We start from the raw sequence: 22384 nt of genomic DNA, 5'->3' as shown, positions 1-22384 counted from the left end.
TCAGTTTTAACGTCTGATTTAAATGCCGATACAGGACTGTATATTACAGATAATGTAGATGCATTAGCTGTAACAAACGTATATATAGTAACTGTACCAACACCAACTGACGAGCTTAAACGCCCTGTTTTTACGCCGCTTATTAAGGCAAGTGAAACCGTAGGGAAAGTTCTAAAAAATGACGATATTGTTATTTATGAGTCTACGGTATATCCAGGAGCTACAGAAGATATTTGTATCCCAGTTTTAGAGAAGGTATCAGGATTAACGTTTAATAAAGACTTTTACGCTGGGTATTCGCCAGAACGAATTAATCCGGGAGATAAAAAACATACAGTTACTAAAATATTAAAAGTAACTTCTGGTTCAACACCAGAGATTGCTGAAAGAATAGATCAGCTTTACAAAAAGGTAATTACAGCTGGTACGCATTTGGCGCCTTCAATCAAGGTGGCTGAGGCAGCTAAGGTTATTGAAAATTCGCAACGCGATATTAATATTGCGTTTGTTAATGAGCTGTCCAAAATCTTTAGGCTACTTGGTATAGATACCAAAGCGGTTTTAGAAGCGGCTGGTACCAAGTGGAACTTCTTAAAATTTTCACCTGGGTTAGTTGGCGGTCATTGTATTGGTGTAGATCCATATTACTTAGCTCAAAAAGCTATAGAGTCTGGTTATAATCCAGAAATTATATTGGCTGGTCGTAAGATGAATGACAGTATGGGAAGCTACGTCGCAACCGAGACAGTAAAGATGATGATTAATAAAGGCGCAACAATTAAAGGATCTAATGCCTTAGTCTTAGGGATTACCTTTAAAGAAAACTGCCCAGATATTAGAAACTCTAGAGTTATAGATATTATTGAAGAACTTAAGTCTTACCATGTTAATGTAGATGTTTACGATCCATGGGCTTCTAAAGATGAAGTAAAGCATGAATACGACTTAGATTTAAAATCGGATAAAGCAGAATTAAAATCGGATTATGATGCCATTATTTTAGCAGTATCTCATAACGAGTTTTTAGAGGTGTCAATAGAAAAATTTAAATCCGATAATTGTGTAATTTTTGATGTTAAATCCTTATTACCATTAGATGCTGTAGACGCTCGTTTATAAGTGTTAATAACCCAAATCAAACATATTATGTATAATAATAAATACCATACAGAGGATTTATCGCAATTAGCGTTTTTAATAACAGGAGGAGCTGGTTTTATAGGTTCTAATATTGTTGAATATTTACTAAAATATGGCGCTAAAAAAGTTAGAGTTTTAGATGACTTTTCTAATGGTTATCGCGAAAATCTTACTGAATTTATGGATCATCCTTCTTTTGAATTAATGGAAGGAGATATACGAGATTTAGACACTTGTAAAAGAGCAATGGAAGGCATAGACTATGTCTCTCACCAAGCGGCTTTAGGCTCAGTACCACGTTCAATAAATGACCCAGCAACTTCAAATGAAGTTAATATTTCTGGATTTTTAAATATGCTAATTGCTGTTAAGGATAGTCCATCGGTAAAACGAATGACGTATGCAGCATCAAGTTCTACTTATGGTGATAGTAAATCCTTACCAAAAGTTGAAGATACAATAGGTAAGCCTTTGTCTCCATACGCAGTAACTAAATACGTCAACGAATTGTATGCTGACGTTTTTGGTAAAACCTACGGAACTGATGTTATTGGGTTACGTTATTTTAATGTATTTGGGCCAAAACAAAGTCCAAATGGTGCTTATGCGGCCGTGATTCCACTTTTTATGCAAGCCTTAAAAGATAATAAGCCTTCAAAGATAAATGGTGATGGTGAGCAAACTAGAGATTTTACTTTTGTCGATAATGCAGTACAGGCTAATGTAAAAGGCTTTTTTGCGTCAAAAGATGCTGCTAATGAAGTTTTTAACGTGGCTTGTGGAGAACGTATCTCTGTAAATTACCTTTGGGATTCCTTAAGAATTGCCGCAGACTCAGATCTAAAAGCCGTTTACGGACCACCTAGGCAAGGAGATGTTAGAGATTCTTTAGCAGACATTTCAAAAGCAGAAAGGCTATTGGGTTATAAACCACAGTATACCGTTAGAGAAGGGCTTAAACTAACTTGGGATTATTTTAATTAAATAAATGTCTCACATCCTTAATAAATAAGAGAGGCTTTCTGAAAAGTATTATTAGTTGTCATTTAGAGTGCAGACAAGAAATTTAAAATTTTGATTTTCGAAGCATTTCGACTACGCTCAATGTGACAGATTTTAGTTTTACTGACTTTTTATACAGCCTCTTTTCTTTTTTAACCCTGATAATTGCGTATTAAAAATTGTTAAAATCAATTGAATAAAAAGCATAGATTTTAACATTATTACCTATATTTCATTTGTTATATTAGCCTAATAAATTAAAAAGGTTGAAAACAGCTGAAGATAAGTGGCTTTATGTTATTTCTGCAAAAAAGAAATTAATAGATTTTAATTTTTCTGAGATTTGGAGGTATCGAGATCTTTTGTTCTTGTTTGTAAAAAGAGATATCATCACGCTTTACAAGCAAACCATATTAGGCCCTTTGTGGTATATTATACAGCCCTTATTTACATCATTAATTTTTACACTTATATTTAATAATTTGGCTAATATTCCTGTGACGGATGGGGTGCCTAATTTTTTATTTAATCTTGCAGGTATAACCTCGTGGAACTATTTTAAAGAATGTTTAGTTGGTACTAGCGATACCTTTAAAAAGAATGAGAATATTTTTGGTAAGGTATATTTTCCGCGTGTTATTATGCCTATGTCTGTGGTAGTGTCTAATCTTTTAAAGTTTGGGATACAGGTATTAATATTTGTTGCCTTTTACTTGTATTTTGTTTGGTTTGCAAATCCTAGTTATAATATAAATCCCCAAGCTAATCTGTTATTATTGCCGTCTCTAGTTATTATGATGGCCTTATTAGGATTAGGTTTCGGTATGATTATTTCTTCAATGACCACCAAATATAGAGACCTTACATTTTTAATTCAGTTTGGTGTACAACTTTTAATGTACGGTTCGGCTGTAATGTATCCAATGTCATTTTTTAAAAAAGAACTACCAAATTATTATTGGCTTATAGAATACAATCCAATTGCCATAATCATAGAATCATTTAGAACAATGGTTTTTGGTGTAGGTCAATTAGACTTAACTAAGATAGGATATGCCCTAATTTTTAGCTTATTCATTTTTTTAATAGGTTTGGTTGTGTTTAATAAAACTGAGAAAAACTTTATAGATACCATCTAATGAGTGCTGAGATTATTTTACAATTAAATAAGGTTGGTAAGCAGTATCGCTTAGGACTAGTGGGTACAGGTACATTAAGTCATGATCTCAATAGATGGTGGAGTAAAATAAGAGGTAAAGGTGATCCCTATTTAAAGGTTGGAGAAGAAAATGATAGAAAAGGCAAAGCCGCTTCTCAATACGTTTGGGCTTTGCAGGATATATCGTTTAATGTTAAAAAAGGTGAAGTTCTCGGTATTATAGGCAAAAATGGAGCAGGTAAATCCACATTATTAAAAATACTTTCTAGAGTAACATCACCAAGTATTGGTGAGATCAAAACCAAAGGACGTATAGCATCTTTATTAGAAGTAGGTACAGGATTTCATCCTGAGATGACAGGACGAGAAAACATTTATCTCAACGGCGCAATTCTAGGAATGACCAAAGCCGAAATTGGTAGTAAAATCGAGGAAATCATAGATTTTTCGGGTTGTTTACGATATATAGACACACCAGTTAAGCGCTACAGTTCGGGTATGAAAGTACGCTTGGCCTTTGCCGTTGCTGCACATTTAGAACCAGATATCCTCATTGTCGATGAAGTTTTAGCCGTGGGAGATGCCGAATTTCAAAAGAAAGCTATTGGTAAAATGAAAGATATTTCTAATAGCGATGGTAGAACCGTTTTATTTGTTAGTCATGACATGAATGCTATTGAAAAATTAACGGACAGAACCATTGTACTAATAAACGGTAAAGTCGCATACAATGGCGAAACTTCTGATGCTATTAGTTTTTATTTACAAAACTTCGAAAAAAGAGAACCTTTAGTCACTTGGAATAATATAGAAACTGCACCCGGAAACCAATATGCTAGGTTAAAATCCGTAGCACTAAAGGATCAAAGTGGTAAATTGCGAAATAGGTTTAATATTACTGAGAATATTTATTTAACGATAGAATATTTTGATAGTAATGATACCAATAATAATACTGCGATTTTTCATATTCTAAACGATAGGAAGCAAACCTTATTTGCATCTAATGAATTTGTTGCAGACGATTGGATTGAAAAACATAAAAAAACAAATGCTATATTTTCTTCAACTTGTAAAATTCCGGGAAATTTACTAGCCGAAGGATCCTTTAGTATATTAATTGCCGTTGGTAATTACAACCCTGAGCTCATTCATCTTATAGAGCAAGATTTAATAACATTTGAAATTTATGATTCAACCAAAGGTGAAGGTGTAAGAGGACCTTATATAGGAAAATGGCCAGGTCTAATGCGACCAATGCTAGATTGGAATATAAAAATTATGGATAAAAAATTTACAGATGAATAGAGTAGAATTGATTCAATCAATAATCAATAAAAAAAAAATTACTAGATACTTAGAGATTGGTACTTATAAGGGGCAATCCTTTTTTCCAATTAAATGTAAGCGAAAAGTCGCTGTAGATCCACAATTTAATATTCCATTGAAACGAAAACTAAAATGGATTTACAAGGATTTTAATAACCTATTTAATACCTATGCAGAGCTTACTAGCGATGATTTTTTTGAAAAAAAAGCATCGCTAGTACAACGCTTTAAACCGCAATTGGTTTTTGTAGATGGCTTGCATACATTTAAAGCAAGTTTGTTAGATGTTCTTAATTCATTAAAGTATTTGTCTAATGATGGTGTTATAATAATGCACGATTGTTTACCACCCAACAAAGCGGCATCAATATTTGCTAATTCCTTTAAGGAAGCTATAGCTATGAAATTAGAAGGCTGGACGGGAGAATGGACAGGAGATGTCTGGAAAACTATAGTCTATCTCAAAGAAAAATATGGCAATGCCCTCAAAGTATGTGTTTTTGATTCGGATTATGGTTTAGGTTATATCCGTGTTGTTGGTAACGTGGATGATTTTAGTATTGATGAAGCTATATTTAATAAAGTTGATGCCATGTCTTACGACACGCTTATGGCAGATACGAGTCTAATAAACCTAAAACCAGTAGATCAGATTTATAATACAATAGAATCTTAGAGATGCAATCGCCTGAGCCAAACAAATCTTATAAAGATAACGTGTTTACTGTAATCGTTTCATATAACGGCTTACAATGGCTTAAGGACTGTTTAGATTCTGTGTATAGCGCAACAACTGTTGTCGTTGTAGATAATTGCTCATCTGACGATACGGTTAATTTTATAGCAAAAAATTATAAGGATGTTATTTTATTACCACAGCAGGAAAACTTAGGTTTTGGAAAAGGTAATAACCTAGGCATTAGTTATGCGCTAAACCATGGGGCAGCTCATGTTCTGTTATTAAATCAGGATGCTAAAATGGCGAAAGGGTCTATACCACAACTCTTAGATTTTTTATCTAATCATACGGATTATGGTATTGTTAGCCCTGTGCACTGTGATTGGTCTGGTGCGTATTTAGAAGCGTCATTTTCAAATTATATGAGCTATGATAGCAATAAATCATTCTATTCAGACGCTGTATTGGGTAAAACGCTTCGCGCAGTCTACAATGTACCATTTATTGCTGCGGCATGTTGGTTTATACCTAGAAAAACCTTTGAAGTCGTTGGTGGTTTTGATCCTATATTTTTTCACCTAGGAGAAGATGTTAATTATGCTCAGCGTGTACGATATCACGGTTATAAAATCGGTGTTTTACCAAAAGCTTATGTGTGCCATGACACTAAATACCGTGTCTACGAGCCTGTAGAGCGATATTCTAAAGATTATTTCTATAAATTTAATTATCGTAATAAAATTAAATACGCAGATGTAAATCTGTCTAATTGGGAAGTAAAACTAAAATATAATAAACGTCAAGTTTTAAAGACTGTACTTGTAGCACTAATTACACTGAAATTTAAAGCTGTTTTTGGTGCCTTAAAGGAATATAGGACTTATGATGAATTGTATACCTCATCTCAATTGAGTAGACTAAAAAATCAAGAAAAAGGGAGTCATTATTTAACATCAGAAATGGATGTATAATACTATTGTCCATGTGTTAGACGTATTTCCGTCTCGATCCGAAACGTTTATCATTAATCATATCATTGAATGTGAGCGCAAAGGTTTAAAGTCAATTATTTTGGTAAATACCTTACATACTATAGATAAAGCTTCTCAAAAAAATCTTATAAATTCTTATGGTTTATATGACGTTGCACATTGCTTTAATCCTAAAATGCCAAAGCATAAAGTTTTAAGAGTATTAAAAGCGTTAGGTTTATTACTGAATAATCTTAGTAATTATAAAGTTTTTTTAAACACTTTAAATCAACAAAAATATGGGCTCAAAGCCAAAACTTTAAAGCTTTGGTTTCAGGCTTCCGTATTTCTAAAATATCAAAAACATGAAATCTTTCATGGGCATTTTGGTGTTAGTGGAAAGGTATTAGCAGATATGAAAGACATAGGAGCTATAAAGGGAGATATTATAACCTCATTCTATGGTTATGATACGTTTTCAGTTGAAGAGAATAGGAAAGAATTACAAACCTATTTTAAAGATGTTTTTAAACGCTCAAAGCTCATAGTGACGAGCTCAAACTATTTATATGCTAATTTATTAAAATTGAATGCGCCAGAGCATAAACTATTAGTTAACGCCGTTGGTGTAGACGTTAGCAAATTTCCATATCGTAAACGAGAATATAATTCAGAATTACATATTGTAACCGTTGGCAGATTAATAGAGTTAAAAGGGCAAGCTTATGGTATAGACGCCGTAATTTTATTACTACAAAAAGGGTACAATATCAAATATACGATTATAGGGCATGGTGATGATTTTGAAGATATTAAAACTAAAATTCACCACTCGGGTTACCAAAACCATATTCATTTAAAAGGGAGTGGTACGCAAGCAGAAATTGCCGAGGTTTTATTACAGAGTCATGTCTTTTTAATGACATCTATAACAGATACATTAGGCAGAGCAGAGGGGCAAGGGTTGGTAATAGCAGAAGCGCAAGCTACAGGCTTGCCTGTAGTAGCATTTAATTCTGGAGGGATCGGAGATTCCATAACACATAACAAAACAGGATATTTAGTAGAGGAAAAGAATGTTAAAGACATGGCCAATTCTATTGAAAAATTTATAGATAATTTAGAGTTGATTAATGACATGGGTTATGCGGCTAAGTGTTTTGTAGAAGACAGATTTAATAGCCAAAAACAAAGTGATAAAATGATAAAACAGTATAAATAGATGGAACAAGGCTTGGTATCCATTATTATCCCAACTTTTAATAGAGCGCATGTGATCTATGAAACCTTAAATAGTATCATTAGTCAATCCTATACCAATTGGGAGTGTATTGTTGTAGATGATGGTAGTTTAGACGGTACAGTATCATTGCTTAGCGATTTTATAGCAAAGGATAGCAGGATTCAGTTTTATAAAAGGCCAGCCGATTTGCCAAAAGGAGCAAATACTTGTCGTAACTACGGTTATAAGATTGCTAAGGGTGAGTTTGTAAATTGGTTTGATAGTGATGATGTGATGTGTCCCAATTTTTTGGAGCAACACGTTACACAATTAAATGAAGATAGTACCCTAGATTTTAGTAGTTGTCTCTATTTTCAATTTACTGATGAAACGCCTTCTATGGATAGCAATTACAAACCGGTTAAACCTTTAATATTTCAATCTAAGAATTATATTGAAGATTATATATTACACGGTCTCTACTTTATAACCAATTCTATACTTTGGAGAAAAAACTTTTTAGATAATAAAGACCTGTTTGATGCGCAGATGCATAGAGCGCAAGAGTGGGATTTTCATTTAAGAATGCTCTGCTATAACCCGCAGTATAAATATATTAAAACAGGCTTATTTTATAGACGAAAAGATGGGAGCAGTATTACTAATAATTATAAAGCGTCTTTAAAGGCAAACCATTCTATCTTTCGATTTTTTGATAAAGCGTATTACATAATACAGCAAAATCAACCACCTAACACACCAAAATTAATGCAGTATATTCTATACAGGCAAGCCGTTAATTATTATAATTTAAGTACATTGGTAAAAGGTTTTAGTGGACGATTAATTATAATGCGCCAGTATGCAGACCAATTACTTGGTTATGCTACAAATTCTAAAGTAGGTCTTAAAACCACTCTAAAATTATGTTTGGGTGTTATTGGTTTATTATTTTTTAATAAAGGGTATAAATTATTTTATTACCCACAATACGATCACAGATCTTACACCAAGCCTGTTTAATTAAAATATTAAAATGACCTACCTCAAAAGACTAAAAAAAAAGATAAACGCAATACTTGGTAGAGATATTCTCTTTCCACAAAATAAAGTGTTAGAACATTTATTTAGTTCGTATTCTACAGGTTATATTTTGGGTTCTGCTCCCTCTATTAATCAATTAGATTTAACCAAATTAGATAAAAAGAGTTTGGTAATTTCAATGGGAAATTTTCATGAGCATAAGGACATTAAAATTATTAATCCTCAAATACATGTGTTTGCAGCATCGCACTCGCCTATAACGGAAGAGGTGTTTAGGAATTGGTTTAAACGTGCAGAACTAAAATTGCCTAAACAAACAATAATTATGGTAGAGATTAAGGATTTTGAGTTAGCAAAGCAGATTTTTAAAGCAAGAGACGTTTATCCTTATGCCTATGGTGGTGAGTTACCCATTGATTTTACAAAACGAATTATATCACCAACCACAATACCTATGATTGCTATTCAATTAGGCTATTACATTGGCTTAGAGGAATTAAATTTATTAGGTATAGATCATAATTGGCAAAACACAGAAGGCTATTTACATTTTTATAGCCATGATGAGCCATCATTAGAATATTACCTTAAAGAATCAGGAGTTATTAGAGATACATTGGCCTTTAAAGGTAGACAATCTAAAGAACGGTTATATAGTTTTTATAAAACCTATAAGCTTTTTGAATCCTTTAAAAATTTAAATAATAATCGTAATTTCAAAATTTTTAATGCAGATCCAAATTCTTATTTCGATGCTTTTGATAAGAAAGAAATAGATTTATAACATAGACTATTTTTCGTTAGTTTCATAATACCTTTGCCCTTATATGAAAGCCTTAATTTACGCAAACTTAAAGAAGATTAGATCGGTATATCGTTTAGGTAGGGAGCTCTATGGACTAAAAAAAACTATAGGTATAAATCCTAATGCTAAGCCAAGCGTACTAAATCTAAATATAATAGATAGCTGTAATTCTAAATGCACTATGTGTAATATTTGGAAGCAAAAAGAAACTCTAGAGATTACGCCAAATCAACTCGTAGAAATTTTATCAGATCCATTGTTTTCTGAGTTAAAATATGTCGGTGTTACTGGTGGTGAGCCAACGCTAAGAGAGGATTTACCCCAGGTTTATGAGAGTATTATAAAAGCAGTACCAACACTTAGAGGGTTAAGTATTATAACTAATGCCATTGAAGAAAATGATGTTATACAAAGAATAAAAGTAATAAAGGAAATTTGCGATCAATATCATATTCCGTTTTCGGCCATGATCTCAATCGATGGAGTGGGTAAAGTGCATAACCAGGTTAGAGGTGTAAAAGGTAATTTTGAAACTGCTATAAATGTGTTTAAATACTTAAAAGATGAATTAAAAATACCAACGGCATTTGGTTGTACCATTTCTAAAATAAATGCTTGGGATGCAGATGAGTTATTGTATTATGCTAAAAAACATAATATGTACGGTAGGTTTAGGGTGGCAGAATCTATAAATAGACTTTATAATCAAGACAGAGGTAAAGTCATAAGAAATTTTAGTGAAGACGAAAGTTATAACCTTTTATTATTTTTTGAAAAATTAAAGCTAACCTATGAGCCTAACGCTACTTTTAAACGTACGTATTCTAGCATACAGAATGTACTTAATGGCGGTCAACGCTTAATAGGTTGTCCTTACCATAATGATGGAGTGGTTTTAGGATCTAAAGGTCAGGTTAGCTATTGTGCGCCAAAGTCTAAAATAATAGGGAATGCTGCAGAGGTTTCTGCACAAGAGATTTACACGTCTAACTTTAAAGAAAAAGAGCGTATTCTTAAAGAGAATTGTAAGGATTGCATACACGATTACCATGCGCCAATTACTTACCAAGAGCGTAAAAAAGAACTTTTGGAAGTGTTTAATTCTAAAATACTGAATATACATAGTGCTGGCAAGGCGTTAAGCTTATCTAGAGTCCTAAAGAAAGGCAAAGTAAATACCAAAAAGTATACAGTATTTATAGTAGGTTGGTATGGTACTGAAACTGTAGGAGATAAAGCGATACTGGGCGGAATAATTGATTATTACAAAGCGAAATATACTAATGGGCTCGATATTGTTATCGGTAGTCTGTATCCTTTTATTTCAGAAAGGACCATTAAAGAACTTGATATCGATGCAAAAATAGTTTCTACAAAAACGCTAGACTTTTTGCGCTATGCTAAAAGTGTAGATGAAATCGTTATGTGAGGAGGGCCTTTAATGGATATAGAAGAACTTTATGTGCCCTATATCGGTTTTAAGGTAGCGAAGTCTCACGGTGTTAAAACCACAGTTTTTGGTTGTGGTATTGGCCCTTTAAAACAAGATAAGTATCAAAACTGCGTAAAAGACATCTTTACCTTGGCAGATGAGGTAAAGTTAAGAGATAATAACAGTATTGCATCTTACAATCAGTATGGTTTAAAAGTTAAAGCAGAGCTTTTTGGTGACCCTGCAAAAGGTTTAGTGTTGCAACGAAGCCAAACGATTAATCCAAAAAAAGACAATGTTATATCTTGTTTCTTAAGAGAATGGACTTTCCATTACTTTAATGGCACACAAGATGAATTTAAAATTCAAAAGAAGAAATTAGAAGCTGGTATAGCACAATTAATTAAAACAGAAGCCCAACGACGTAATGCTAACAGAATAGAACTACATCACATGCATAATTTTGTAGTTGGTAATGACGATAGAGACTTTTCGAGATACTTTATGGAGACCTTTTTTAAGGATGATCCAAGAGTTATAATGGATAAAAAACTATCTACTGTAGATACGGTTATTGCCGCAATGAAAAAATCTAAGCTCAATATCTGTATGCGCTTTCATTCCGTATTATTTGCGCATACGCTAGAAACAGATTTCTTAGCCATAGATTACACCATGAAAGGCAAGATACATGCATTTTTAAAAGATAATAACGCCTTTCATAAAAAAATAACAGTAGAACATTTAATGTCTTCTAAATAACGATAAAAATGAAGGTGTTACTAGTAAATACGTACGATAAAGGTGGAGCTGCAAAAGCCTGTTTACGCTTGCATAATGGTCTATTAGATTTGGGAATAGATTCTAAAGTAGTATTGCGAGATAACTCTACAACGATACCAAATACATATCAGTTTAGTGAAGTTAAAACCAATACCTTTAAAAGTTTAAAACAAAAATTTAGTAATGGTTTACGTAAAGTAGGAATATTGCCAACTAAAGCTAAAACAGAACGTCAAAAATTTTTAGAAGAACGTTACACTAAAGGTCTTGAGTTTTTTAGTTTCCCAGATTCTCATTTAGATATTACCAAATCTCAACTTTATAAAGAAGCAGATATTATTAACCTTCATTGGGTCGCTAATTTTATGGACTACGCATCCTTCTTTAAAAAAAACACAAAACCTGTAGTTTGGACCTTACACGATATGAATCCCTTTACAGGCGGAGAGCATTATAAAGAAACGATCCAAGGTATGGATGCCTTAGGGTTTCCAATACAGCGTACCTTGTCTAAGACATATCATGGTATCACCGAAGATGTACTAAGGACAAAGCAATTAGCACTTCAAAATAGTAATAATCTCCATATTGTAACGCTTTGTAATTGGATGACCAATGAGGTTAAAGCCAATTCAATATTTAAACAATATCCACTATATACTATACCTAATGGAATAGATAGTAATATATTTAAACTAAGAGATAAAATAGAGTTGCGTAACTATTTTAATATTCCAAAGGATAAAACAGTGTTACTTTTTATAGCAGATTCAATTAGCAATCGCAGAAAAGGCTATGCGTTTTTACAACATGCACTCCATAGTTTAGCTCGTACAGATGTTGTACTTTGTGCTGTAGGTAAAACTAACGGTCAACCCTTAACTAACCAATCCACAGTGGAGCTTGGAGAGATTAAGGATGAAGTAACTATGAGTAAAGCTTATGCAATGGCAGATGTTTTTGTTATTCCTTCACTGATGGATAATTTGCCAAATACTGTCATAGAATCCTTGCTTTGCGGCACACCTGTAATTGGTTTTCCTGTTGGAGGTATTACCGATATGATTACAGATGGTAAAAACGGATTTTTAACCAAATCCATTAGCAGCACTGCTTTAAAAGCATCTATAATGGATTTTTTAGCGCAAAAAGAGCAATTTAATAGAAAGGAAATAAGCCAAAACGCTAAAAATAAATATGATATTACGTTACAATCTAAAGCCTACGCTGCTTTATTTCATTCTATATTGAATTAAATCTTTATAATACATGCGTCTTTCAATAATAACAATCAACTATAACGATGCCAAGGGTTTGCAAACTACTTTAGAGAGTGTAAAAAACCAAGTTTGGCAAGATTTTGAGCATGTTGTTATTGATGGTAATTCCTCAGACGGAAGTAAAACAATTATTGAGTCTTATAATTATAAAGATTTAGTTTGGGTCAGTGAGCCAGATACTGGTATTTATAATGCCATGAATAAAGGGATTGCCATGGCACAAGGCAAGTATTTGTTGTTTTTAAATAGTGGTGATTACTTACACAATGACCAAGTTTTAAAAAATGTAAACACTTATTTTGATTCCGATATTTCGTTTTTATGCGGTACTATGTATTATGAAAATAATAATAAACGCACCAAAAGAGAACATCCCGAAGTACTATCATTCAGCTATTTAGTTTCAAAAACAATTTCCCACCCTTCAACCTTTATTATAAAGTCAATGTTTACCAAGTATGGTACCTATAATGAGTCGCTAAAAATAGCTTCAGATTGGGAATTTTTTCTAAAATGTTTGGGCTTAAATGGTGAATCCTATAAAAAATTAGACGAAGCTATTACCGTTTTTAATATGGACGGAATATCGTCTAATGAAGACAATTTTAAGTTGGTGGAAGATGAAAAACGGAAAATTTTAAAATCCTATTTACCAACGGTTTACAGTAATTATAATGACACCTATATTTTTAATCATTTTAAGCAAACCTCTAAGCGATTTAAATACTTAAAAGTGATAGACAATAGTCCGTTTTTCAGAAAATTAGCGACGCTGATGTTAATGATAAATCATCGGTTTTTAAAGATCGTAAAACGGTTAGGCTTATGAGCCAAGAGTATTTTGGGAACATATTAATCATAGGGCCTTTTGGAGATTTTGGCGGACGAGAACTTGAGACTAGTTTTATAGCACAAGCCGTTGAGGATAACGCTAAGGTTTGTATTTTATCAACGAGTTATTGCACAGAAGATTCTCAATTATTTGATTTTATAAATTCGGTCAGTGTAGAAAGTGTCGATAACCTACTTTACAAACGTAGCTTTCTTTTTAGAGTATTTTCTTTATTGATTGCATTTAAAAATGGAAATAAGAAAAAATCAATTGAATATTTGCATAATAAGCTCAATAAGAAGTTTGGACTTAAAAGAGCATCAAAAAAAATTCTAGAAAACTATATAGATAAGAATGACATTATCGTCTTGTGTGCTCAGATTTCGAGCAATTTTATGAAAGAAATTGTTATATATTCCAAATTAAAACATAAGCAGATTGTATTTAGAACTACAAATCTTAATACCTATAGTACTGAGCACCGTGTAAAGTGGCTGGAGTCGGTGGATCTATTTTTACACCATTCTGAAACTAATGCAAACCGATTGAATTTTTTAGAAAATCACAATTACCAGCTCATTGACCAGTGTGCATTTAGTGAGGAGGAATACCTTAAAATACCATACAAGAATAGAATAAATACCTTTTTAGCGATATCCAGAATAGAAAGCGAGAAAAATATAGACGTCTTGATCGATGTTTTTAAATTAGAAGAAAACAGACATTTACATTTAAATATAGTAGGAAAAGGTAGTGCACTAGAGCAATTAAAAAGAAGAGCCGCTTCTTATGAAAATATCAATTTTATAGGTTTTGTACCTAATCATCAACTGGTAGATTGTTTTAAAGCTAACGATAGTTTTATAGTGTCATATTACGAAGGTGAAGCAGGGCCACTCACAGGTATGGAAGCTATGGCTTGCGGCATGGTCATAGTTTCTGCAAAAACGGGTGCTATGCCAGAGCGACTTCCAAATAGCGATTTCTTTTTTGATAATAAAATCGAAGACTTAAATAAAACCATTCAAAAGCTTAAGCTTTTAAGCACTGAAGCCATTAAAACGGTTTCAAAAAACAATAGAAATAGGTATCTAAAAAACTATCAGATCAATCACTTAAAAAACCAATATAAAAGTGCTATTTTTAGCTTTTATAAAGATAGAATTGTCTAAGCCCCAAATTAGAAAATTTCCATTCTAGTTTAATGAACGTAGAAGTCATTTTAATATCACATTTGTCGCTTCCATTTCCTAAAATTGCGAGCTGGACTAATATGTATCAATATTTACTAAAAGGAAAAGCACATCCATTTGACCATATTATCTGTCCAGAGGTTAATCATGGATTTAAAAGTGTTTCATATCAGTTTTTAAGGAAAGTCTCAGTTGTAGATAAAGTAAAAGGCAAGCTACCTTCAAAAAGTAAATATGCCAATTATCAAGGAGCCTTAGATCAAATAATAAAGCCCAATAAAAAGTACGTTATTCAAATTGTAGACAATAGTGGAATTATTGTCCCAATACATAATTTTTTAAGCGAGAAACACGATCGAAAAAATTTCTTCATTCAATATTATTTCCAAGGGTTTGCACCAATTATAAGTAAAAAGAAAAGTAAACCATTTTTATATGCCATAGACGAACTGTTTTTTCTTTCGCATCTGGCATATAAGGAATATCTTAACTTTTATGATGATTGTCCTTTTAAGGTTCGCATTATGTACAACGCAATTGATGTTCATAAATTCAATACTATTTCTATTGAAGAAAAGCACAACTTTAGAAGGGAAATCGGTTTAGAAAAAGATCATTTTGTATTTATGTGGTGCTCACAAGACCGACCAAAAAAGGGCTTACATATTGTATTAGATGCCTTTGCTAAAGTTTATAAAGAAAATAAATCAGCCCGACTGATTATTGTTGGTATTAACAGAGAAATTAATCAAGAAGGTGTGTTGGTTGTAGGTCGTGTAGAGAATCATTTATTACCAAAGTATTATCAACAATCAGACGTTTATCTATTTCCATCCTTATGGAAAGAAGGGTTCGGAATTGTTTTGGCAGAGGCCTTACATTGTGGATGCTACGTAATAGCCTCTAACCAAGGCAGTATAAAGGAAGTACTTGGTAACGGGGATTACGGTAGAGTTGTAGAATATCCAAATATAGTAGCGTATTGGGTAGATGAAATGCAATTAGCCATATCTCAACTTAAAACTAAGGAAAATCCATATTACAGCAAGTTACCAAGAGACTTGTACAGTTTAGACGTTTGGAGCTCTAAGATTAATAACGCCATTGACGACGCAAAGCATTGGCTAATGCGAGATGAGCTATGAGAGTAGGTATGAATCCACAAAAACAATCAAAAAAAATTGAGCTAGAGTTTCAGCATCGATTGATAATTGTTGTTTTTATTCCGTCATTAGAAGGGTATTACAAAGATGTTTTAGAAGTGTTTAAACTATGTTTAAATTCTGCAATAATAACTACAAATACTAATTGTGCCATAACTGTAGTTAACAATGCGTCTTGTGAAGCCGTATCAGAATTTTTAGACCAAAAACTGAGTGCTAACGACATTGATACGGTAATTCACCATAAAAAAAACATAGGTAAAATTGATGCTTTAATTGGCGCTGCCAGAGGAAGTAGAGAGCCTATAATTACGCTTTCTGATGTAGATATCCTCTTTAAGCAAGGTTGGCAAGAGGAAACTGAAAAGCTATTTGTAAATATAAAAGGTGTGGCATCCGTGTCTCCTATACCTTGTCGTAATTTTAAAAATTACGAAACAGCCTCAACCTTAAGCAGAATTCTTAAAAAACAGGTGAAATTTAAATACCAATCTATCCCAGAAAATTTTGAGGATCATAACAGATATTTAGATAGTTTTCATTGGCAATTAGATACGGATAAAAATAAAAAATGGCCAGTGATAGCGTTTAACGGAATCAAAGCCATTGTAGGAAGCGGGCATCAAATTTTAAGCATGAGGCGTGAGTTGTTTTTTTCAACCGTACCAAAGGAATCCTCATTGATACTAGTAGGTAATAATTCAGAATTTTTATATTGTGATGAGCCGATTAACCGTTCTGGCGGAATGCGTTTGGCTACCTATAATAATTTTGCATATCACATGGGCAATACGGTAGAGGATTGGATGCGAAAAGTTCAGGGAGCAAATAGTGAAATGTCAGCATTAGATACTTCGGTAAAAGCAAGATTAGATCTGCCAAATTTTTCAGCAAAAAAACCAAGTAAATCTTGGTTTAGATTAAAGAAACGGATCGTCCATAGACTATTTAATCTATTATATCCTAAAAAATAATGGGTAAGACAATAGCCATAATACCAGCTAGAGGAGGATCAAAACGTTTGCCAGGTAAGAATATAAAGTCGCTAAATGGCAAGCCATTGATTTCGTATTCTATAGAATATGCCCTAGCAAATTCTGCTATAATTGATGAGGTATATGTTTCTACAGATGATCTTGTAATAAAAGAAACAGCGGAACAATTAGGTGCAAAGGTTATAAACAGACCAGCTGAGCTAAGTGGTGATTTAGAACATACAGTTACAGGGATGAAACACGTTTTATCGGTTTTAGAGAACACTATCGAAACTGTAATTCTTCTACAACCAACCAATCCGTTACGACCAAAACTATTATTAGATGAAGCTTTTAAAGCATATTTAGATAACAAGGTAGATAGCCTTTTTACAGTTACTCGGGATCATAAAAAATTAGGAAAGATTGAAGGGAACACGTTTCAGCCTTTTAATTACGCCATTGGTCAACGCAGTCAGGATTTAGAACCCTTGTATTTTGAAAACGGACTACTTTATATTACAAAAGCATCGTTGATAAAAAAAGAAATAATATTTAATGAAGCCTCATTGACATTTATAGTAAATCATAAATTTGCTTCGGTAGATATTGACACAATTGAAGATTTTGAGTACGCAGAATATATTTTAAAAACACACCATGAAGGCTAACCCATATATAGAAATTTCAGGTAGAAAGATCGGGCAAGATTTTCCACCTTTGGTCATTGCAGAAATAGGTATAAATCATGAAGGTTCCTTGGCCGTAGCAAAGGAAATGGTAGATGCGGCACATAGAGCAGGAGCCGAAATGGTAAAACACCAAACCCATATTGTTGAAGACGAAATGAGTAAAGCTGCAAAAAGCGTCATTCCTGGCAATGCAGATGTGTCTATTTACGATATTATGGAACGCTGTGCCCTTAATGAAGCAGATGAGCTAGAATTAAAGAATTATGTGGAAAGTAAAGGCATGATTTTTATTTCTACACCATTTTCTAGAGCTGCTGCAGAACGATTAAAATCCTTTGATGTGCCTGCGTATAAAATAGGCTCTGGCGAATGTAATAATTATCCGTTATTAGATCATATAGCACAATTTGGCAAACCTGTGATTATGAGTACAGGTATGAATACTATTGAAAGCGTTCGTAAGGCGGTAAACGTTTTTAAATCCCATAATACACCATTAGCTTTATTGCACACCACCAATCTTTACCCAACACCATCACATTTGGTACGTTTTGGAGCCATGATGGAGTTGCACGAGGCATTTCCAGATCATGTCTTTGGTTTAAGCGATCACACCCTAAATAACAATGCATGCCTTGGTGCTGTAGCTTTGGGAGCTTCCATTTTAGAACGTCATTTTACGGATCACATGGGTCGTAAAGGGCCAGATATTGTGTGTAGTATGGATAAGAAGGCGTGCAAGGATTTAGTAAACAGTAGCCAAGAGGTATGGTCTATGCGTGGTGGTACAAAAGCACCAGCAAAAGAAGAAAAAGTAACTATAGACTTTGCCTTTGCAACGGTTTGCAGTATTAAAAATATAAAAGCAGGAGACGAATTAACCATGGATAATATTTGGGTAAAACGACCAGGTACCGGTAAAATATTAGCCGAATATTTTAATGATGTCCTCGGAAAAGTAGCCCTTAAGGATATTGAAGAAGGTGAACAGTTAGATTATAGTGATTTTAAATAATAGCTAAACTTAAAGTATGCGTAAAATTGTTTTTCTCACAGGGACAAGAGCAGATTTTGGAAAAATCAAAGCACTTGTACAACGTGTTGAAAGTCATCAAAGTTTTGAACCCTATTTGTTTGTTACAGGCATGCATCTTATGGAGGAATATGGCTATACATTAATTGAGGTTGAGCGTTGTGGTTTTAAAAATTTGGAAACCTTTCATAACCATACAGACGAAGCTACCATGGATCTCACTTTGGCTAAAACCATCAACGGATTTTCAAAGTATGTAAAAGATATTAAACCAGATCTAATTGTTGTACATGGAGATAGAGTAGAGGCACTTGCAGGTGCCATAGTTGGGAGTTTAAATAATATACTTGTAGCGCATATTGAAGGTGGAGAACTCTCTGGGACTATTGATGAATTAATAAGGCATTCGGTTTCAAAATTAAGTCATGTACATTATACCTCTAATGACGAGGCTAAAAGACGTTTAGTACAAATGGGAGAGTTAGATGATACTATTTTTACCATAGGATCACCAGATGTAGATATTATGTTTTCTAACAATCTACCAAGCTTAGAAGAGGTTAAGTCTTATTACCAAATAGATTTTGAAGCTTATGGTTTAGCCATGTACCATCCTGTAACCACAGAAATAGATACTATTGCGGAGATGGCGAATGCCTTTGTAGACGGATTAATTGCCAGCAAAAAGAATTATGTAGTTATTTATCCTAATAACGATTTAGGCAGTAAATACATCCTAGAAGCTTATAAGAAGTTTGAGAATAATCCAAGGTTTAAAGTGTTTCCATCCGTAAGGTTTGAGTATTTTTTAACATTACTCAAAAATGCCGAATTTATGATTGGCAATAGTAGTGCAGGTGTAAGAGAAGCACCTTACTACGGTGTGCCAACTATAAATGTTGGTAACCGCCAAAACAATAGAGCGAATGCGCTACAAATTATAAATATAGAAAGTAAAGTTGATGCAATTGTAAAAGCTGTTGAAAGTGCCATAAATACAGAGTTTACTAAAACCAATAGTTTTGGTAAGGGGAATAGTGCAGCCTTATTTATTGAGAGTTTAGAATCCTCAACACTTTGGGCTATAAATCATCAGAAACAGTTTAAAGATGCCTTCTAAAAAGCACGTGTTGTTTGTAGTACCAGATGGTGTGGGAATAAAGAATTATCTCTATTCTAACCTCATTAAATACCTAAAAGAAGACTGTGATATTAGTATATGGTCGCCTTTACCAGAAGACGCCTTTGGTGACGTTAAAACACTTCATAATATAAATTTTAGGTACAAAAACATAAACTTTAAACCCGAAAATTTTAAAACACGTTTATATAGAGAAGCTACAACTTATGCAAGATTAAGACATAATGCAAAACTTCAGCAAAATGAAACGATCCTAGCCAATTGGCGGCGACCAAAGTATAGTCTTAAAATCAAAATTTTATATCGATTAGCAGAATTGTTAGGTGGTTTTATTTCGGGTAATTATCAAAAAATTTTAAAATACGAAGCAAAAAGTAGAGCAAATATTTCTCAAAACGTAATTGCTAGTGCGGTAAAAGATTTAAAAGAAGCACAACCAACCTCCATTTTTATAACGCATCAGCGTGTGGCAGGTTTAATGCCAATTTGTTTAGCTGCTCAGCAATTAAATATTAAAACAGCTACCGCTATATTTTCGTGGGATAACTTACCAAAAGCCAGACTTTCTGTTAAAACAGATCTGTACTTAGTTTGGTCGCAGTGGATGGAAGAAGAAATGAAAATCTATTATCCTGAAATTCCTAATGAGGCTATTAAAAAAGTTGGCACACCGCAATTTGAGTTTTATTTAGACGAAAAACGTATGGTATCCAGAGCAATTTTTGCAGATAAATATGGATTAGATCCTGCAAAAAAATGGATATGTTTTAGTGGTGATGACCTAATAACGTCACCTTATGATGCCTTGTTTTTTAAAGATGTTGTTGAGGCTTTAGCTGATAAACGGCATAACATTCAAATTATCTTTAGACGCTGTCCTGTAGATTTTTCGGATCGCTATGATGCCGTTTTAGCAAAACATGAAGGTTTTGTAATTAAAATTGATCCTAATTGGAATATTGAAACCAACACAGGTTGGTCTGGTTACTTTCCGTTATATAGCGACATAGACCTTCAGGTTAATTTGGTAAAACATTGTGAATTGGTGATTAATTTAGGAAGTACCATGGCACACGATTTTACGACGCATAATAAACCCTGTTTATACCTCAATTATAATCCTTCTGTAGACCCAGATTGGAGTACAGAAATGATTTATAAATTTCAACATTTTAGAAGTATGAATGGCCTCGATGCCGTTGGATGGATTAATGATAAATCTGAAATAAAAACCGTTGTTAATGCCGCTTTAAATAATCCTAACGAAATAGCAGAAGATAAGTTAGAATGGATGAAAAAAGTAGTGCAGTACCCTTTAGATGAGAGCGCTGCTAACATTGCAAAAACTATAGTATAATGCATATATGTTTTATTACAAACGAATATCCTAAAGCAGGTTATCCTCATGGAGGTGTAGGGACGTTTGTAAAAACTTTTGCAACCGATTTGGTTAATGCAGGTCATAAAGTCACTGTTTTAGGCATAAATAATTATACCAATGGTGAGGACGTTGAGAATGATAAAGGCATCGTTGTTTTTAGACTAAGGCCTAAGCGCATAAAAGGACTAACTTGGTATTTTAATTCTAAGGCTATAAGCGCTAAATTAAGACAGATACATGCTAAAACTGCAATTGATATTATTGAAACTACGGAGCTTGGTTTAGCATTTATTTCAAAAATAAAAGCAGTAAAATATGTTATAAGATTGCATGGTGGGCATCACTTTTTCGCAGAATCTGAGCAAAGAGGCATTAATAAATGGAAAGGATTTCAAGAAAAGCGATCATTTAAAAAAACAGATGCATTTATAGCGGTTTCTAAATATGTTAAATCGCATACATCTAAATATCTAAGCTATCATAATAAACCAATTGCGGTAATTAAAAACGCCATAAATCTAGCGGTTTTTAAACCCAAAAATGAGATTAAAATTATACCCAATAGTTTACTTTTTGCTGGTACAATATGCGAAAAGAAAGGTGTAGAACAGCTGGTGAGAGCAATGGAAAACGTTTTAGAGCAGAAACCAGAGGTCAATTTATATCTTTTTGGAAGAGATTGGGTTCATAATAACGGAAAATCATATATTGACTATATTAAAAATGAGGTCATTCCACAATTACAAGTAGACCATACTAAAATTCATTTTATGGGTTCGGTTCCTTTAGAAAAACTTGCAAAACACTATGCTTCAGCTGAGGTATGTGTATTTCCTTCATTAATGGAAACACAGGGTTTAGTTGCACCAGAGGCCATGGCCATGGGTAAGCTGGTTGTTTTTTCGGAGTTAGGACCAGGACCCGAAACCATTTCACATCAAAAAACAGGTTTGCTCTGTAACCCTTATGAAATTGATGATATTGCAGAGAAAATTATTTGGGCTCTAGAGCATAAGGACCAAAGTGCATTGATTGCTGCGGCAGGTCAACACTACGTATTAGATCATTTTGATTCTAATAAATTAATGAATGCTAATGTGTCTTTTTATAAGCGCTTGTTAAACTAAGT

The 22384-nt window shown here is 33.3% G+C and carries 21 protein-coding genes; all 21 read left to right on the top strand.

Annotated features, from left to right (window positions below):
* Positions 1–1119: nucleotide sugar dehydrogenase (locus Q0800_RS13245; protein ID WP_299130614.1), on the top strand; the 1119-nt coding region annotated here is incomplete at its 5' end.
* A 27-nt stretch (positions 1120–1146) separates the two neighbouring features.
* Positions 1147–2124 (top strand): SDR family oxidoreductase, encoded by a 978-nt coding sequence (locus Q0800_RS13240; RefSeq protein ID WP_299130612.1) that lies wholly within the window; start codon positions 1147–1149, stop codon positions 2122–2124.
* Positions 2125–2408: 284 nt separating this feature from the next.
* Complete coding sequence (locus Q0800_RS13235) at positions 2409–3281, top strand: ABC transporter permease (RefSeq protein WP_299130610.1); 873 nt, start codon at positions 2409–2411, stop codon at positions 3279–3281.
* The gene (locus Q0800_RS13230; RefSeq protein ID WP_299130608.1) at positions 3281–4609 is read left to right on the top strand and encodes an ABC transporter ATP-binding protein; all 1329 of its coding nucleotides are present in this window, start codon (positions 3281–3283) and stop codon (positions 4607–4609) included. Before Q0800_RS13235 ends, Q0800_RS13230 begins: the two co-directional genes overlap by 1 nt.
* Entirely contained in the window at positions 4602–5306 is a 705-nt protein-coding gene (locus tag Q0800_RS13225) for a class I SAM-dependent methyltransferase (protein ID WP_299130606.1), read from the top strand. The genes Q0800_RS13230 and Q0800_RS13225 overlap by 8 nt, the downstream gene beginning before the upstream one ends.
* A 2-nt stretch (positions 5307–5308) precedes the next feature.
* A complete protein-coding gene (locus tag Q0800_RS13220) occupies positions 5309–6280 on the top strand; it encodes a glycosyltransferase family 2 protein (RefSeq protein ID WP_299130603.1) in 972 nt (323 codons plus the stop codon).
* Complete coding sequence (locus Q0800_RS13215) at positions 6273–7502, top strand: glycosyltransferase (RefSeq protein WP_299130601.1); 1230 nt, start codon at positions 6273–6275, stop codon at positions 7500–7502. Before Q0800_RS13220 ends, Q0800_RS13215 begins: the two co-directional genes overlap by 8 nt.
* Positions 7503–8525, top strand: coding sequence for a glycosyltransferase family 2 protein (locus Q0800_RS13210; protein ID WP_299130598.1), 1023 nt, complete (start codon positions 7503–7505; stop codon positions 8523–8525).
* Between the two features lie 13 nt (positions 8526–8538).
* The gene (locus Q0800_RS13205) at positions 8539–9330 is read left to right on the top strand and encodes a hypothetical protein (RefSeq protein ID WP_299130595.1); all 792 of its coding nucleotides are present in this window, start codon (positions 8539–8541) and stop codon (positions 9328–9330) included.
* A gap of 43 nt (positions 9331–9373) precedes the next feature.
* Positions 9374–10780: a radical SAM protein gene (locus Q0800_RS13200; protein WP_299130592.1), complete on the top strand. Its 1407-nt coding sequence runs from the start codon at positions 9374–9376 to the stop codon at positions 10778–10780.
* A 12-nt stretch (positions 10781–10792) separates the two neighbouring features.
* Positions 10793–11545, top strand: coding sequence for a polysaccharide pyruvyl transferase family protein (locus Q0800_RS13195; RefSeq protein ID WP_299130589.1), 753 nt, complete (start codon positions 10793–10795; stop codon positions 11543–11545).
* An 8-nt stretch (positions 11546–11553) separates the two neighbouring features.
* Positions 11554–12822, top strand: a complete 1269-nt coding sequence (locus tag Q0800_RS13190) for a glycosyltransferase (RefSeq protein WP_299130586.1) — start codon at positions 11554–11556, stop codon at positions 12820–12822.
* A 13-nt stretch (positions 12823–12835) separates the two neighbouring features.
* Positions 12836–13675 carry a glycosyltransferase family 2 protein gene (locus Q0800_RS13185; protein ID WP_299130585.1) on the top strand — a complete coding sequence of 280 codons (840 nt, stop codon included), beginning with the start codon at positions 12836–12838 and terminating at the stop codon, positions 13673–13675.
* On the top strand, positions 13672–14850 hold the full coding sequence (locus Q0800_RS13180; protein WP_299130582.1) for a glycosyltransferase: 1179 nt from the start codon (positions 13672–13674) through the stop codon (positions 14848–14850). The genes Q0800_RS13185 and Q0800_RS13180 overlap by 4 nt, the downstream gene beginning before the upstream one ends.
* Positions 14851–14882: 32 nt before the next feature.
* Positions 14883–16016: a glycosyltransferase family 4 protein gene (locus Q0800_RS13175; protein WP_299130579.1), complete on the top strand. Its 1134-nt coding sequence runs from the start codon at positions 14883–14885 to the stop codon at positions 16014–16016.
* 8 nt (positions 16017–16024) lie between these two features.
* Positions 16025–17008 (top strand): glycosyltransferase family 2 protein, encoded by a 984-nt coding sequence (locus Q0800_RS13170; protein ID WP_299130576.1) that lies wholly within the window; start codon positions 16025–16027, stop codon positions 17006–17008.
* Complete coding sequence (locus Q0800_RS13165) at positions 17008–17679, top strand: acylneuraminate cytidylyltransferase family protein (RefSeq protein WP_299130573.1); 672 nt, start codon at positions 17008–17010, stop codon at positions 17677–17679. Before Q0800_RS13170 ends, Q0800_RS13165 begins: the two co-directional genes overlap by 1 nt.
* Positions 17669–18715 carry an N-acetylneuraminate synthase family protein gene (locus Q0800_RS13160; RefSeq protein ID WP_299130570.1) on the top strand — a complete coding sequence of 349 codons (1047 nt, stop codon included), beginning with the start codon at positions 17669–17671 and terminating at the stop codon, positions 18713–18715. The genes Q0800_RS13165 and Q0800_RS13160 overlap by 11 nt, the downstream gene beginning before the upstream one ends.
* 16 nt (positions 18716–18731) lie before the next feature.
* A complete protein-coding gene (gene neuC / locus Q0800_RS13155; protein WP_299130567.1) occupies positions 18732–19853 on the top strand; it encodes a UDP-N-acetylglucosamine 2-epimerase in 1122 nt (373 codons plus the stop codon).
* Positions 19843–21231: a hypothetical protein gene (locus Q0800_RS13150; RefSeq protein WP_299130564.1), complete on the top strand. Its 1389-nt coding sequence runs from the start codon at positions 19843–19845 to the stop codon at positions 21229–21231. Before neuC ends, Q0800_RS13150 begins: the two co-directional genes overlap by 11 nt.
* The gene (locus Q0800_RS13145; protein WP_299130561.1) at positions 21231–22382 is read left to right on the top strand and encodes a glycosyltransferase family 4 protein; all 1152 of its coding nucleotides are present in this window, start codon (positions 21231–21233) and stop codon (positions 22380–22382) included. Before Q0800_RS13150 ends, Q0800_RS13145 begins: the two co-directional genes overlap by 1 nt.
* Positions 22383–22384: the final 2 nt, after the last annotated feature.

The organism is uncultured Winogradskyella sp. (assembly GCF_937958655.1).
Classification (GTDB): Bacteria; Bacteroidota; Bacteroidia; order Flavobacteriales; family Flavobacteriaceae; genus Winogradskyella.
Note: the sequence above shows the minus strand (reverse complement) of the source record. Positions and strands in the feature narration are given on the sequence as shown.